Below are 15,134 nucleotides of genomic sequence, written 5' to 3'. Positions count from 1 at the left end.
TATGCCCTTGGTATAAGAATGTGGGCGCGCTTTAGGACAGGGCGGCTTTGTTGGCCAGCCTCGCGCCGTTTGCGACCCGTTAACCGTCGTCGCGCATGGTCCCGCGATGCTCGCCGCGTCCTCCCTCGCGCTACCCGAACGCGCCACGCGACCCGTGTTCGCGACCGGCGCGATGCCGGTCTACGCTGGTCTGGCGCTTGCATGGGCGGCGCTGCCGGTCCTGCTCGCGGTCGAGGGACTGCGGATCGCGGCCGACGAATTCGGCATCGTCGCGGGTGCGCTGGCGTTGATCGTGTGGGTGGCGCTGTGCGTGCGCGGGCGCGGATTCGTCCGGGTTGCCGCCGCGATCGAGGCATGGGTGCTGTACCTGGCGGTCTGCATGACCGCGATGCTGTTGTCGCTCGTCCTCGCGGCCAGCGGTCATCCGCTGATCGATGCGTCGCTCGCGCAGGTCGACCGCGCGATGCTGCCCGGTTTCGACTGGCGCGAGGCGATGCTCGAATTCTCGCGCTCCGGGCGCCCCTATGCGCTGGCCAGCGCGAGCTACCGCAGCATCCTGTGGCAACCGCATCTGCTGATCGTCGTGCTCGCCTGGACCGGCGCCGATCGGCGGATCTGGCAATTCCTGCTGTCCTGGGTCGTGACGCTGGGCATCGCGGTCCTGGTATCGGGCTTCTGTCCGGCGATCGGCGCCTATGCCTATTTCGGGATTACCGCGGCCGACATCCCGCACGCGGCGTCGTGGTACAATCCGGCCATCCTCGAAGGACTGCACAGCGGCACGCTGACGGTCATCGGCCTCGGGTCGCTGGACGGGATCGTGACCTTCCCCAGCTTTCATGCGGGCGCCGCCGTGCTGCTCGGTCGTGCGTTCTGGGACATCCGGTGGCTGCGCTGGCCCTTCGCCGTCCTAAACGCGCTGATGCTCGCGGCGGCCGTGCCGATCGGCGGCCATTACCTGATCGACATCCTCACCGGGACCGGCGTTGCCGTTGCCGGGCTGTATGTGGCGGCGCGGGTCATGCGCCGGGTCTGTCCGCCTACCAGCGATAGTTGAAGCTGATGCTGATCCGTTCGCCTTTCGCGGCGTTGGCGACCACCTCGTGGCGCAGCCAGCTTTCCCACAGGAACACGCTGCCGGGGTGCGGCACCGCATAGACGAAGGTGGCGAGGTCCTCGGGCGCATCGGCAGCGCGCGGCGGGGCGGCCATCAGCATCGGCAGCCGCGGATCCTCGAGCTTCAGCGCGCCGGCGCCTTTGGGGATGGTCACGTACATCGTGCCCGAGACGACGCTGTGCGGATGGATGTGCCCAGAATGCGCGCCGCCCGGTTTGAGGACGTTGACCCACAGGCTGTCGAGCTTCAGCTTCCGGCCGCCGAGATCGAACGCGCAGTCCTTGGCGAACGCCGCGACGTGCTTGTTCAGCAGCCTGACCAGGTCGCCGAACCGCGGATCGCGCAGCGGCAGGTCGTTGAGCGACGCGTAGGAGGTGTAGCCGCGATAGCCATGCGCCTTCGACCAGGCGATCCCGGCGCGATCGGCCTTCGCCAGGTCCAGCGCGGCGTCTTCCAGTTCGGCTACCAGGTCGGCGTCGCCAAGGTCCGCCTCGTAGAATCGGGTCGCGAACAGGCTCCGGGTGTTGGAGGGGGGCGTGCTCATGCCGCCAGCCTCAGCGCGACGTCGTTCATGAAGCGCACGTCGTCGCCCTCCGCCAGCCACTTCGCCTCCGCGGCGACCGCCCCGAGCATGTCGGACAGCGGATCGATCTCGGCCTTGGCATAGTTGCCGAGCACATAGCCGGTGACGCGATCCTTGTGCCCCGGATGGCCGATGCCGAGGCGGACGCGGCGGAAGTCGGGGCCGAGATGCGCGTCGGTCGATCGCAGCCCGTTATGCCCCGCGGTCCCGCCGCCGGTCTTCACCTTCACGCGGAACGGGGCGATGTCGAGCTCGTCGTGGAACACCGTCAGCGCGTCGACCTCGAGCTTGTAGAAGCGCAGCGCCTCGCCGATCGCGCGCCCGCTCTCGTTCATGAACGTCGCGGGTTTCAACAGCAGGATCTTCTGCGTGCCGATCCGGCCTTCCTGCGTCCAGCCCTGGAACTGCTTTCTCGGCGGAGCGAAGCCGTGCACCTCGGCGATCGAGTCGACCGCCATGAAGCCGACATTGTGCCGCTGCATTGCATATTGTGCGCCCGGATTCCCCAGGCCCGCCCAGATCTGCATGTCGTAACTCCACGTGCGTCATCCCGGGCTCGTCCCGGGATCCAGGGCCTCAAGCGATACCGTCCGTAACCCTGGATCCCGGGACAAGCCCGGGATGACGGATACCTACGAAAACGGGCGGGAAAGCGTGTCGCTCTCCCGCCCGCCAGATCATCCGAAGACGAAGAGGATAGCCTCTTAGTCGTTCTTCTGGGTGGTGATCTTGTCGTCGTCGTTGTTGTCGTCGTTCGGCTCGACCGGGGTCGGCTCGGCTGCTTCTGCAGCCTGCGCCTCGGCGACTTCGGCCTCGAGCTGCTCGTCCTCGACGGTCGGCACGGTCGGCGGCACGATCGTCGCAATCGCGAAGTCGCGGTCGTCGATCGCCGGCGTCGCACCCTTGGGGAGCGCAACGTCGCTGATGTGGATCGAATCGCCGATTTCCTTGCCCGCGAGCGAGATGGTGATCTCGCTGGGGATGTCGGATGCGTCGACGACCAGTTCGATCTCGTGGCGGGTGATGTTGAGCACGCCGTTGCCGCGCTTGATGCCGGGGGCGTCATCCTCGTCGGTGAACACGATCGGCACCGCGACGGTGACGGTCGAATGCTCGCCGATGCGCAGGAAGTCGACATGGATCGGGCGATCGGTGACCGGGTGGAACGACACGTCCTTGGGGAGCGTGCGCACGCCGTTGACCATCACGACCGAATTCATGAAGTGGCCGGTCATCAGCGCCTTCATCAGCGCCTTTTCCTCGAGGTGAACCGAATCCGGTTCCTTGTTCAGGCCGTAGATCACGGCAGGCACGCGGCCATCACGACGCAGCGCCCGGGAGGCTCCCTTGCCAACCCGGTCACGCGTCTCGGCTGCGAGCGTCAACTGGTCGCTCATCTGTATTCTCCGAAACTCGTTTGTTGTCTTTCCCGCCCACGCCTCCAGGGATGACCATGGACCGGAAGCTGGCGCGCATAGCCGAACGGGGGACGAAAGGCAATGTTTGGTCTGGCGGGGCGTCCCTCCGATGCCCCAACCACCTCCGTCATCCTGACGAAAGTCAGGACCCAGGGTTACACGCGGTGCCGCTTGGGGCTCTGGGTCCTGACTTTCGTCAGGATGACGAAGGGGAAGGGGGAGAACGGAAGCCTCTCAATACTGAACCCGCTGCGCCTTCACCCCCAGCTTCGCCAGCTGCGCCTGAACGCTGTCCTTCCCCGCGAGGTGCCCAGCCCCCACCGCGACGAACACCGTCCCCGGCGTCTTCATCCGCTCGGCGACCCAGTTCGCCCAATGCTTGTTGCGATCAACCAGCAGCACTTTCGCCACTTCGGGCGAATCCTTCAGGCTGTCGTTCATCTCCCTCGCCAGCGCCTCGGGGTCGCCCTTCGCCCATTCGTCGACCATCGTCGCCATCGTCGTTTCCAACTTGGGCAGCTCGTCGATCGTGCTGCTCAGGAACTCCATCTGCGCGCCCTGCGACAGGTTGCCGAAATAGCCGAGCTGCTGTTCCGCGGTTTCCAGCCCGATCACCGGCTTGCCCGCCGCCTTCGCCGCCGCGGTGATGATCTGCTCGGGCCCGTTCGCCGCGTCATAGCCGAGCTTCGACAGCGGCGCGATCGACAGGTTGGTCGCGGCCAGCCACGGCTTGAAGCGATCGAACGCGTTCGCCGGCAGGCCCAGGTCGGTCACCGCCTTGGCATAAGCGGCGCGCTTCGCGGCGGGGATCTGCTCGGTCAGCGTCGGGCCGCTCGGCGACACCCCGGTCGCCATCACCAGCGACTGCATCTTGGTCGCATCGGGCATCACCAGTTCGAGCACGACCTGCTGCGATCGATCGAACGCGGTCTTCACCGCCTCGTCGAACCACGTCATGCCGGGCTTCAGCACATGGATCGTCCCGAACAGATAGATCGTGGTGTCCTTGTCCTTCACCACCCACAGCGCCGGATCGGCCTCGTTGGCGGCGCGCGTGGCCTTGGGGGCCTGCGCGCAGGCGGGCAGCGCAAGGGTCATCGCGAACGCGGAAAGCGCGGCGCGCAGGCTTTTGAACGTCAAGAATTCATCCTTACCATCGGTGGCATCCCCCATGTAGGATGGCGGCGCGCAACGCACCACTTGCCTGAAAAGCGCGCATCCGCCAAAGCCCGGCGCGTGACCGGCATGTCTTTTCAACGAATGATCCTGACGCTCCATGATTATTGGAGCGATCGCGGATGCCTGATCCTCCAGCCCTATGACATGGAGATGGGGGCGGGGACCTTCCACACCGCGACGACGCTGCGCGCGCTCGGGCCCAACCCGTGGAACGCCGCCTTCGTCCAGCCGTGCCGCCGCCCGACCGATGGCCGCTACGGCGAGAACCCCAACCGGCTGCAGCATTACTACCAGTATCAGGTGATCCTGAAGCCGTCGCCCGCCGACCTGCAGGACCTGTATCTGGGGTCGCTGAAGGCGATCGGCATCGACATGCTGAAGCACGATATCCGCTTCGTCGAGGACGACTGGGAAAGCCCGACGCTGGGCGCCTGGGGTCTCGGCTGGGAAGTCTGGTGCGACGGCATGGAGGTGACGCAGTTCACCTATTTCCAGCAGATGGGCGGCTACGACATGAAGCCGGTCGCGGGCGAGCTCACCTACGGGTTGGAGCGGCTCGCGATGTACATCCAGGACAAGGATTCGGTGTACGACTTGGCGTTCAACGACGCCGGCGTGACGTACGGCGAGGTGTTCCTGGAGAACGAGCAGGAGATGTCGAAGTGGAACTTCGAGATCGCGGACACCGACTCGCTGTTCGACCAGTTCCGCAAGCACGTCGCCGAATGCGAGAACTCGCTGGCGGCGAAGCTCCCGATCCCGGCGTACGAGCAGGCGATCAAGGCCAGCCACATCTTCAACCTGCTGCAGGCCCGCGGCGTCATCTCGGTAGCCGAACGCCAAGCCTATATGGGCCGCGTCCGCGACCTCGCAAAAGGCGCCTGCGCCGCCTGGATGGACAAGCACGGATGGGCCGCGTGACCTGCGGTTTAGGAAACCGTCGCTCTGCCGCCCACGCCATCATTCCAGCGAAGGCTGGGATCTCCCGGTTGTCGGTCGTGCCCTTGCCGCACGAGACCCCAGCCTTCGCTGGGGTGACCAAGCTGTCCTTCTCACTCTCTGCGTCCTCTGCGCCTTTGCGCGAAAAATCATGCGCGCAGAGGCGCAGAGGACGCAGAGGAGAAGGACCCTTTGCGTCTTCGCGCCTTTGCGTGATCCCATTTTCTTTTTCACGCGAAGCCGCAAAGACGCAAAGAGCGCTCGCGGGGATCGCTGACATGGTGCCTGCATGACCGATTTCCTGTTGGAGCTCCGCTCCGAAGAAATCCCCGCACGGATGCAGGCGAAGGCACGCGACGACCTCGCGCGGCTGTTCACTGCCGAGCTCGCCAAGGCCGGCATCGCGACCGCCGAGATCGTCACCTACGCCACCCCGCGCCGCCTGACGCTGATCGCGCGCGACCTGCCGGTCGAGACCGCCGCCGTCTCCGAAGAGGTGAAGGGCCCCAAGGCGTCCGCGCCCCCGCAGGCGCTGGAAGGGTTCCTCCGGAAAACCGGCCTGACCCGCGAGCAGCTGGTCGAGCGTGACGGCATCCTCTTCGCGGTCACCGAGAAGCCCGGCCGCGCCACCGCCGCGGTGCTGGCCGAGGCGATCCCGATGATCGTCCGCGGCTTCCCCTGGCCGAAATCGATGCGCTGGGGCGATGCGTCGACCACCACCGAGAGCCTGAAATGGGTGCGTCCTTTGCAGGGCATCGTCGCGCTGTTCGGCGAGATGATCGTGCCGTTCGAGATCGCCGGGATCGAAAGCGGCGCCGCGACGCTCGGCCACCGCTTCCACCATGCCGGCCCGATCACGATCGGCGGCGCGCACGACTATGTCGACAAGCTGCGGATGGCGCACGTCATCGTCGACCACGACGAACGCGCCGACCTGATCCGCGACCGCGCCCGCGAAGCCGCGATGCAGGCCGGGCTCGCGCTGGTCGAGGACGAGGGGCTGGTCGCCGAGAATGCCGGGCTCACCGAATGGCCGGTACCGCTGCTCGGCCAGTTCGACCCCGCCTTCCTCGACGTGCCGCCGGAAGTGATCCAGCTGACGGCGCGCGTGAACCAGAAATACTTCGTCTGCCGCACGTCCGACGGTGCCTTGGCGAACGCGTTCGTCTGCACCGCGAACATCGAGGCGGCGGACGGCGGCGCGAAGATCGTCGAGGGTAACCGGAAAGTGCTCGCGGCGCGGCTGTCGGATGCGAAGTTCTTCTACGACACCGATTTGCGCGTGCCGCTCGACGAACAGGCCGGGAAGCTGGCGAAGATCGTCTTCCACGAGAAGCTGGGGACGGTGGCCGACAAGGTCGACCGCGTCGCGAAGCTGGCCCGCTGGCTGGTGGAAGAGGGCATCGTGGGTCCTGCTCCCTCTCCCCTCCGGGGTGAGGGGCTGCCAAGCAGCGCCGCGCCCGGAACAGCCCCTCACCCCAACCCTCTCCCCGAAGGGGAGAGGGAGCAGTTGGCCGCCCTCGCGGAACGCGCAGCGCGTCTCGCCAAGGCGGACCTCGTCACCGGCATGGTCGGCGAGTTCCCCGAGCTCCAAGGCCTGATGGGCGGCTACTACGCCGCCGCGCAGGGCGAAGACCCCGCCGTCGCCACCGCAATCCGCGACCATTACAAGCCGGTCGGGCAGGGCGATGACGTCCCCACCGATCCAGTGACGGTGGCGGTGAGCTTGGCGGACAAGATCGATACCATCATCACGTTCTTCGGCGTCAAAGAATTTCCGACTGGGTCACGCGATCCGTTTGCTTTGCGAAGAGCAACATTGGGATCTGTTCAGCTCATCTCGCGGAACGGACTTCGCTTCTCGCTGCGGCAGGTTACAGCTTTTGCGGTTCGTCTAGCAGTCGAACAAGATATTCAGTTGCCTGGTTTTGATATTCCATTCGCGGCTAGCGATTCCCTTTGGGTGACGCTCGAAAAGTTTAAGAAGGCAACTAGTGGCAAGCCTGTCCTCGACTTCTTCGCCGACCGCCTCAAAGTCCAGCAACGCGAAGCTGGTGTTCGTCACGACCTGATCGACGCGGTATTCGCGCTCGGGGGGGAGGACGATCTCGTCCGTCTGCTCGCGCGCGTGCATGCGTTGCAGGCGTTCGTGACCACCGATGACGGCGCGAACCTGCTCGCCGGGTACAAGCGCGCGGCGAATATCCTGAAGAAGGAAGGCGCGACCTCCAGCAAAGCCGTCACCCCAGCGCAGGCTGGGGTCTCTGCCGATGGCGCGGGACAGGAGCCGCGGGAGACCCCAGCCTTCGCTGGGGTGACGAACGAAGCTGGGGTGACGGAGCAGATTCCGCTGTCCTACACGCCGGAACCGGCCGAAGCCGCATTGATGACCGCGCTCGACTCCGCCGAACCTCGCGCCACCGCTGCGATCGCTGCCGAGGATTTCGCCGGAGCGATGGCCGCGCTCGCCACCCTCCGCGCGCCGATCGACGCGTTCTTCGAGGGCGTGATCGTCAACGACCCCGAACCCGCCAAGCGCACCGCCCGTCTCGCGTTGCTTGAACGCGTCCGTGCTGCAGTGCACAACGTAGCCGACTTTTCGAAGGTTGAGGGGTAACGCGAAAACCGCGCCAGCGTCTCAACACTCTCAACATTCGTTTTTGATTGTCCATAAGGGCAACGACTTAAGAGGACCCGGAATGACGCAGTACGTATATCGATTTGGCGGCGGCGTTTCGGACGGCGGCAAGGGCGACCGCAATCTGCTCGGCGGCAAGGGCGCGAACCTGGCGGAGATGGCGTCGATCGGCCTGCCGGTGCCACCGGGCTTCACCATCTCGACCGAATTCTGCGCGGTCTATTACGACGAGGGCGGCAGCTTCCCGCAGGGGTTGCGCGACGAGGTCGCGACCGGCCTGAAGCATATCGAGGGCGTTACCGGCAAGATTTTCGGCAACCCCGCCGACCCGCTGCTGGTCTCGGTCCGGTCGGGCGCGCGCGCGTCGATGCCGGGGATGATGGACACCGTCCTCAACCTCGGGCTCAACGACCAGACCGTCGAGGGGCTCGCCGCCACCTCGGGTGACGCGCGGTTCGCGTGGGACAGCTATCGCCGCTTCATCCAGATGTACGCCGACGTGGTGCTCGAACTCGACCACGGCGCGTTCGAGGAAGCGCTGGAGATCGCCAAGGAAGACCAGGGCTTCACGCTCGACACCGAACTGAGCGCCGACGACCTCCGCGCGCTGGTCGCCGAGTACAAGGCGCTGGTCGAGAAGCAGTGGAACAAGCCGTTCCCGCAGGACGTCCACGACCAGCTCTGGGGCGCGGTCGGCGCCGTGTTCGGCTCGTGGCAGTCCGAGCGTGCGAAAGTCTATCGCCGCTTGAACGACATCCCCGCCGCCTGGGGCACCGCGGTCAACATCCAGGCGATGGTGTTCGGCAACATGGGCGAGACGTCGGCCACCGGCGTCGCGTTCACGCGCGATCCGTCGAAGGGCGACCGCGCCTATTACGGCGAATTCCTGATCAATGCGCAGGGCGAGGACGTCGTCGCCGGCATCCGCACGCCCCAGTATCTCACCAAGGCCGCGCGCGAAGAGGCCAACGCCAAGCCCGCGTCGATGGAAGAGGCGATGCCCGAGGTGTACACGCAGCTCGCCGGCGTGTTCGACACGCTCGAGAACCACTACCGCGACATGCAGGACATCGAGTTCACGGTCGAGAAGACCAAGCTCTGGATGCTGCAAACCCGCGCCGGCAAGCGCACCGCCAAGGCCGCGCTGAAGATCGCCGTCGACATGGCGAACGAAGGCCTGATCACCCGCGACGAGGCGATCATGCGGGTCGAGCCATCCGCGCTCGACCAGCTGCTGCACCCGACGCTCGACCCGACCGCGCACCGCGACGTGCTGACCAAGGGGCTCCCCGCGTCGCCGGGCGCGGCCTCCGGCACCGTCGTGTTCGACGCCGACACTGCCGAGAAGAAGGCCGCCGACAACATCGCGGTGATACTGGTCCGCACCGAGACCAGCCCCGAGGATATCCACGGCATGCATGCGGCAAAGGGCATCCTGACCGCCCGCGGCGGGATGACGAGCCACGCCGCTGTCGTAGCCCGCGGCATGGGGCGTCCCTGCGTCTCGGGCGCCGGCACGCTGTCAATCGACGCCAAGGCGAAGATCATGCGCTGTGGCGGTCGCGAGGTGAAGGAGGGCGACCTGCTCACCATCGACGGCACCACCGGCGAGGTCATGATCGGCGCGGTCGCGACCGTGCAGCCCGAGCTGTCGGGCGATTTCGCGACGCTGATGGAATGGGCTGACGGCGTCCGTCGCCTGAAGGTCCGCGCCAATGCCGAGACCCCCGAGGACTGCCGCGTCGCCCGCGAGTTCGGCGCCGAGGGCGTCGGGCTGTGCCGCACCGAGCACATGTTCTTTGAATCGAGCCGGATCACCAACGTTCGGGAAATGATCCTCGCGACCGACGAGAAGGGCCGCCGCACCGCGCTGGCAAAGCTGCTCCCCGAACAGCGCAAGGACTTCACCGAGATCCTCGAGGTGATGGCCGGGCTGCCGGTGACGATCCGCCTGCTCGATCCGCCGCTGCACGAATTCCTGCCGACCGAGGAAGCCGATTTCGCCGATGTCGCCACCGCGGCGGGGGTGTCGGTCGACGTGCTCAAGCGTCGCGCCGCGGAACTGCACGAGTTCAACCCGATGCTCGGCCACCGCGGGTGCCGCCTCGGCGTGACCTATCCGGAGATCTACGAGATCCAGGCGCGGGCGATCTTCGAGGCGGCGTGCGACGTCGCCGAGAAGACCGGTCTCGCGCCGATCCCCGAGGTGATGATCCCGCTGGTCGCGACCGTGCGCGAGCTCGACCTGATGAAGGCAGTGGTCGATGCGGCGGCCAAGGCGGTGTTCGCCGAGAAGGGCCGCACGCTCGACTATCTGGTCGGCACGATGATCGAACTGCCGCGCGCCGCGCTGCGCGCCGGCGACATCGCCGAGGGCGCGGAGTTCTTCAGCTTCGGCACCAACGACCTCACCCAGACCACGCTGGGCGTCAGCCGCGACGACGCCGCGCGGTTCCTGGGCGTGTATGTCGAAAAGGGCATCTACGCGAAGGACCCGTTCGTCAGCATCGACGTCGACGGCGTCGGCGAACTGATCCAGATCGCCGCCGACCGCGGCCGTGCGACGCGGCCCGACATCAAGCTCGGCATCTGCGGCGAGCATGGCGGCGACCCATCGAGCATCGCGTTCTGCGAGACCATCGGCTTGGATTACGTCTCGGCGAGCCCGTACCGCGTGCCGATCGCCAGGCTGGCGGCGGCGCAGGCTGCGCTGGCGAAGAAGTAACCACTGTTCTCCTGCGAAAGCAGGAGTCCAGGGTTACGAGCGCATCGCCCGATACCCTGGGCTCCTGCGTCCGCAGGAGAACGAATCAACCACTGAAAACGGATTACCGGTTGAAGTCGAACCAGCTGCGACGCTGACCGGCCGCATAGACCGGACGGGTCGCAACCGGATGCCCCACCACAGGCTGGGTCGCGACCGGCACCGCAGTCGTAGTGACCGGCGTGACTACCGGCTGAGCTACCGGAGCCACCACCGTCTGCGCCTTGGCCAGCCGGGCGTTCTCGCGCTCCAGCTCGACGACCCGCTTCTCGGCAGCGACCGCGCGGCCCTCGCCATCCCGGCGAGCAGCGGCATTGGCGTCGCGCTCGGCGAGGTAGCGCGCCTTCCACTTGCGGCCACCGGGATGGCTGGCGAGGCCGAACAGCCAACCGGCGATCAGCAGCAGCCCGAGGACCGCGAACTGTGTGGGCGTGGAAAACAACGGCATCTGAGTATCCCTCCTGTTACGGAAGGCCAACGATCGACCGCGGCTAGGGTTGCCTAACGCTCCATCGTCGCATGCCGGGACGACGGAGCTTCAGCGAACTTACGGCTTGATCAGGGCGTCCGAGATCGAACAGGCGGCCGGCCCCAGGATGACCACGAACAGCACCGGCAGGATGAACATGATCAGCGGCACGGTCATGATCGCGGGCAGTCGTGCGGCCTTTTCCTCGGCGCGCATCATGCGTTCGTTGCGGAACTCGCTCGACAGCACGCGCAGTGCAGACGCCAGCGGCGTGCCGTATTTCTCGGTCTGGATCATCGTCGTGACGACGCCCTTCACCGCATCCAGCTTCACGCGCTTCGCGAGGTTCTCGAACGCCTGGCGACGCTCGGTCAGGAAGCCCAACTCGATCCCGGTCAGCGTGAATTCCTCGCCCAGCTCGGGATAGGCACGCCCCAGTTCACGCGCGACGCGGTGGAACGCGGCGTCGACGGTCAGGCCCGCCTCGGCGCAGATCACCAGCAGGTCGAGCGCGTCGGGCAGACCCTTGCGGATCGCGTCGGACCGCTTGTTGATCTTGTTGTCGAGGTACAGATCCGGAGCCTTGTAGCTCAGGATGAAGCTGGCCGCGACGAGGCCGTATTTCTTCAGCGGGGTCCAGGTCGCGAAGCCGTCGGTGCCATAGACCCAGTAGAGCATGATCCCGCCCAGCACGATCGGCAGCACCAGCCGGCCGAAGATCACCGCGGGCGCCCATTCCTTGGATCGAATCCCGGCCTGCATCAGCTTTGTATGGACGACCGCGAGCTGGCTGTCCTGCAGCACCTTCATCGACGACAGGATGGTGCGCATCCGGTCGGCGGTGTCGTTGCGCTGCACCAGCTTGGCGCGGCGCTTGGTCGATGCGGTGATGCCCGCCTTCAGCTGCTCGCGGCGATCGTTGAGCGCCTTGACGCGCTTGGTCATCGGGTCGCGCACCGTCATCACCGCGTAGATCGCGATCATCACCGCGAACGCGGCGACGCCCGACAGGATCGTGGCGACCCAGAGTACGTCGATGCCCAACAGCGTGGGTCCGGGGGTCTCGCCCATCGATTGCGTCCTAGATCTCGAAGTTGATCATCTTGGCCATGATGAAGGCGCCGATCGCCATCCAGACCATACCGCCGCAGCCGATCATGATCAGCCGTTCGTCGGTGAAGAATCGCTGCATGTAATTGCCGTTGATGAACCAGATCAGGCAGAAGACGATGAACGGCAACGCGCCGATGATCAGCGCCGACGCCTTGGATTCGGACGACATCGCCTTGATCTTGAGCCGCATCTGGCCGCGCAGGCGCAACACCGTGGCAAGGTTGGCGAGCGTCTCGGCCAGATTGCCGCCGGTCTCGCGCTGGATCGCGATGGTGATAACGAAGAACTGGAATTCGGGCGTGCCGATGCGGTCCGCAGTCTCCTGCAGCGCGGCGTCCATCGTCCGGCCGATCTTCATCTTGTCGCTGACCGAGCGGAATTCCTCGCCGACCGGGCCGTCGAGCTCGTTGCCGACCACGCCGATCGTCTCGGTGATCGGCAGACCGGAGCGCAGGCCGCGGACCAGCAGTTCGATCGCATCGGGGAATTTGGCGGTGAACTTCCCGACGCGCCGCTTGATCGTGCGGCCGACCACATAGTGCGGCAGGCCGACGCCCAGGAACAACGCGACGAACAGCGCGAGCAGGATCGGCATGCCCTTGATCAACATCGCGACCGCGACGACCAGCGCGATGACGCCGGTCGCGATGCCGTACTGGCCGACGGTCCAGGTCTTGCCGGTCATCGCCAGCCGCTTGGCCAGCAGCACCTTGTTGGGCAGGATCCGGCCGACCGCGACGTCCATCTTGGTATCGCGCTTGTTGGCGATGCGCCGCAGATGGGCTTCCGCAACGACCAGCGCGTCGCCGTGGCGTTCGCGCAGCGACGCCACGCGCCGGGTCTGGGTCCGCGCGGTCGATGGACCCGCGAACGCGAACGCGACCATGCCCAGCACCACGCAGGCGCCGATCATGACGAACATCAGCGGCATCAATTCCATCGCGGCTACCGCCTTCCGGTCGTGCAGGCCCGGACGTACCGGGTTGCGGTGTTCACTTCGCCTTCGGCTTGCGCTTGGGCATCAGGCTCCTGAGCTCGCCGAACTTGCCGATCAGCGAGGTGCCCTTGCCGAGCTTGGGTCCCTCCTGCGCAGCGCCGGCGTCGACCGAGCTCGCGATCTCGGCGACGAGCGCGACGATCGGCGCGGCGGTCTTCGAATTCTTGCCCGCCTCGACCAGCGGCTTGCCGAGCTTGGCGGCCTGCGCCGCGAGCTTCTGGTCGAACGGCACGATGTAATCGATCTTGCGTTCGATCGACCCTTCGAAGTCCTTTCGCGTGATCTCCAGCTGGCCGCCGGCATGCAGGCGGTTGGCCAGCACGAACACCGTCGCCTCGGAGGCGTTCGACTTCATCCACGAGAGCAGGCGGATGGTGTCGCGTGCCGCCGCCAGCGTCAATTCGGTGACGATCACCGCGATCTGGACGTCGGTGACCAAGTGCGGGTGCGCCACCAGCATGCTGCGCGGCAGGTCGACGACGGTGCATTCGAACGCCGTGCGCATCTCTTCCTGCAACTGGTGGAAGGCGGCGCCGTCGGTCACCAGCGGCGCGTTGATCGGCGCCTCGGCGCTCAGCACCGACAGCTTGTCGGATGCTCGGACCATCGCGCGTTCGATGAAAAGGCCATCGATCCGGCTGGGGTTGTCGATCGCGTCGATCAACCCGCGGCCGGGCTCGAGATCGAGGCTTAGCGCCCCGGTGCCGAAATGAACGTCGAGGTCGAGTAGCGCGGTCGACCGCTTTTCCTTGTCGGCGAGCAGCCACGCGAGCGAGGTCGCGATCGTCGAGGCACCGACACCGCCGCGCGCACCGATCACCGCGATCGCGCTGTGCGGCCGATCGACCGCCACCTCGACATGCTTCGGCGCATTCAGCATCGCCTGCGCATGGCCGAACGCCTCGCGCAGCATGTCGGGCTGGAGCGGCTTCAGCAGATAGTCCTGGATCCCGCTGGCGACGAGGTCGCGGTACAACCGGACGTCGTTGACTTGGCCCGCCGCGATCACGACGGTCCCGGGCTCGCAGACTTCGGCGAGCGCGTTGATGTCGTTGAGCGGATCCCCCGATTCGGCGAGGTCGACGAACAGGATCTGCGGGCTGGCCGAGACCGAGAGCGACTGGATCGCGTTGCGCAGTCCGCCCTTGTTGATCTTGTCCGTCGACCAGCCCAGCTCGGCGGCGATCGGGCGCAGCGTCTCGGCGGTGGTCTCGTCGCAGACGAAGGCGGTGAACGGGTCGCGATGCGCGATGCCGGAGGGTTTCCAGGGTGCGTTCATTATCGTGATCCCGATCCTGCGGCGACCAGCGCGGCGGCGCCCGTCGGTGCTTTCTTGCGATACGTGTCGATCGCCTTGAACGAGACCGCGGCGTCGTTGGTCTCGTTGCCGGCGGTGCCGCGGACCAGGTCGGCCGGGTTCGCGATCATCGCCGCCAGGTTGCGGTTGGTCGCGCAGCCATAGTTGGACGAGGTGTTGGCGTTGAAGTCGTTGGTCGAATCGAGCGACCAGTCGGGGCATCCGGGGACGCTGGCGCGCATCCGGCTGACCACGACGCGGATCGTGCCCGGGGTCAGCGGTGCCGCGGTGACCGGCGCATCGCCGCTCAGCAGCAAGCCATAGCCCGCGACCAGGTCGGCGACCTGCGCACGGACCGCCGTGGGGTAGGGCGACGGATCATCGATCGCGACGCGGTCGCCGTAACCGATCCGCATCGTCGCCATCCAGCCTGCCAGACGACGTTCTTCGCCGGGTGCCATCGCACCGCCCGCGGTCGCGACGTCGAAGGCAAAATCGGTCTGCGCCACGACCGGCTGGTGGACCGATTCGAGGCCACGGTTCTGCGTGCCCATGCACCCGCCGAGCAGCAGGGCTGGGGCGAGCGATGCGAGGAGGATCGTCTTGGGTGTCATCGCGAA

13 protein-coding genes are annotated in these 15,134 nt (G+C 66.4%); 4 read left to right on the top strand and 9 right to left on the bottom strand.

What is annotated here, in order from left to right; genetic code table 11:
* Positions 1-106 precede the first annotated feature (106 nt).
* Positions 107-1,057, top strand: coding sequence for a phosphatase PAP2 family protein (locus SJY20_RS14225; protein ID WP_380787571.1), 951 nt, complete (start codon positions 107-109; stop codon positions 1,055-1,057).
* Here the strand turns inward: SJY20_RS14225 and SJY20_RS14220 are convergent.
* The 4 genes from SJY20_RS14220 to SJY20_RS14205 all read right to left on the bottom strand — a co-directional run bounded on the left by SJY20_RS14220 (position 1,041) and on the right by SJY20_RS14205 (position 4,216).
* On the bottom strand, positions 1,041-1,661 hold the full coding sequence (locus tag SJY20_RS14220) for a TIGR02466 family protein (RefSeq protein ID WP_380787570.1): 621 nt from the start codon (positions 1,659-1,661) through the stop codon (positions 1,041-1,043). The two genes, SJY20_RS14225 and SJY20_RS14220, sit on opposite strands and share 17 nt — an antisense overlap.
* Positions 1,658-2,227 carry an aminoacyl-tRNA hydrolase gene (pth, locus tag SJY20_RS14215; RefSeq protein WP_380787569.1) on the bottom strand — a complete coding sequence of 190 codons (570 nt, stop codon included), beginning with the start codon at positions 2,225-2,227 and terminating at the stop codon, positions 1,658-1,660. The genes SJY20_RS14220 and pth overlap by 4 nt, the downstream gene beginning before the upstream one ends.
* A 177-nt stretch (positions 2,228-2,404) precedes the next feature.
* On the bottom strand, positions 2,405-3,097 hold the full coding sequence (locus SJY20_RS14210) for a 50S ribosomal protein L25/general stress protein Ctc (RefSeq protein WP_380787568.1): 693 nt from the start codon (positions 3,095-3,097) through the stop codon (positions 2,405-2,407).
* A gap of 255 nt (positions 3,098-3,352) precedes the next feature.
* On the bottom strand, positions 3,353-4,216 hold the full coding sequence (locus SJY20_RS14205) for a TraB/GumN family protein (RefSeq protein ID WP_380788715.1): 864 nt from the start codon (positions 4,214-4,216) through the stop codon (positions 3,353-3,355).
* A 162-nt stretch (positions 4,217-4,378) separates the two neighbouring features.
* Here SJY20_RS14205 and SJY20_RS14200 point away from each other — a divergent pair, with 162 nt between their 5' ends.
* The 3 genes from SJY20_RS14200 (at position 4,379) to ppdK (ending at position 10,599) form a co-directional block, all read left to right on the top strand.
* On the top strand, positions 4,379-5,218 hold the full coding sequence (locus SJY20_RS14200) for a glycine--tRNA ligase subunit alpha (protein ID WP_380787567.1): 840 nt from the start codon (positions 4,379-4,381) through the stop codon (positions 5,216-5,218).
* Between the two features lie 307 nt (positions 5,219-5,525).
* Positions 5,526-7,853, top strand: coding sequence for a glycine--tRNA ligase subunit beta (gene glyS / locus SJY20_RS14195; RefSeq protein ID WP_380787566.1), 2,328 nt, complete (start codon positions 5,526-5,528; stop codon positions 7,851-7,853).
* A gap of 82 nt (positions 7,854-7,935) precedes the next feature.
* Positions 7,936-10,599, top strand: a complete 2,664-nt coding sequence (gene ppdK / locus SJY20_RS14190; RefSeq protein WP_380787565.1) for a pyruvate, phosphate dikinase — start codon at positions 7,936-7,938, stop codon at positions 10,597-10,599.
* Between the two features lie 103 nt (positions 10,600-10,702).
* Here the strand turns inward: ppdK and SJY20_RS14185 are convergent, their stop codons facing one another.
* The 5 genes from SJY20_RS14185 to SJY20_RS14165 form a co-directional block, all read right to left on the bottom strand.
* Positions 10,703-11,086 carry a hypothetical protein gene (locus SJY20_RS14185; protein ID WP_380787564.1) on the bottom strand — a complete coding sequence of 128 codons (384 nt, stop codon included), beginning with the start codon at positions 11,084-11,086 and terminating at the stop codon, positions 10,703-10,705.
* Between the two features lie 99 nt (positions 11,087-11,185).
* Positions 11,186-12,178, bottom strand: a complete 993-nt coding sequence (locus SJY20_RS14180) for a type II secretion system F family protein (RefSeq protein ID WP_380787563.1) — start codon at positions 12,176-12,178, stop codon at positions 11,186-11,188.
* Positions 12,179-12,188: 10 nt separating this feature from the next.
* Positions 12,189-13,160, bottom strand: coding sequence for a type II secretion system F family protein (locus SJY20_RS14175; RefSeq protein ID WP_380787562.1), 972 nt, complete (start codon positions 13,158-13,160; stop codon positions 12,189-12,191).
* A 52-nt stretch (positions 13,161-13,212) separates the two neighbouring features.
* Complete coding sequence (locus SJY20_RS14170; protein ID WP_380787561.1) at positions 13,213-14,496, bottom strand: CpaE family protein; 1,284 nt, start codon at positions 14,494-14,496, stop codon at positions 13,213-13,215.
* Entirely contained in the window at positions 14,496-15,128 is a 633-nt protein-coding gene (locus SJY20_RS14165; protein WP_380787560.1) for a CpaD family pilus assembly protein, read from the bottom strand. The genes SJY20_RS14170 and SJY20_RS14165 overlap by 1 nt, the downstream gene beginning before the upstream one ends.
* Positions 15,129-15,134: the final 6 nt, after the last annotated feature.

The sequence above is a fragment of the Sphingomonas sp. R86521 genome, assembly GCF_042466235.1.
Taxonomy (GTDB): domain Bacteria; phylum Pseudomonadota; class Alphaproteobacteria; order Sphingomonadales; family Sphingomonadaceae; genus Sphingomonas.
The sequence above is the reverse complement of the archived record's forward strand: the minus strand, read 5'-3'. Positions and strand labels throughout refer to the sequence as shown.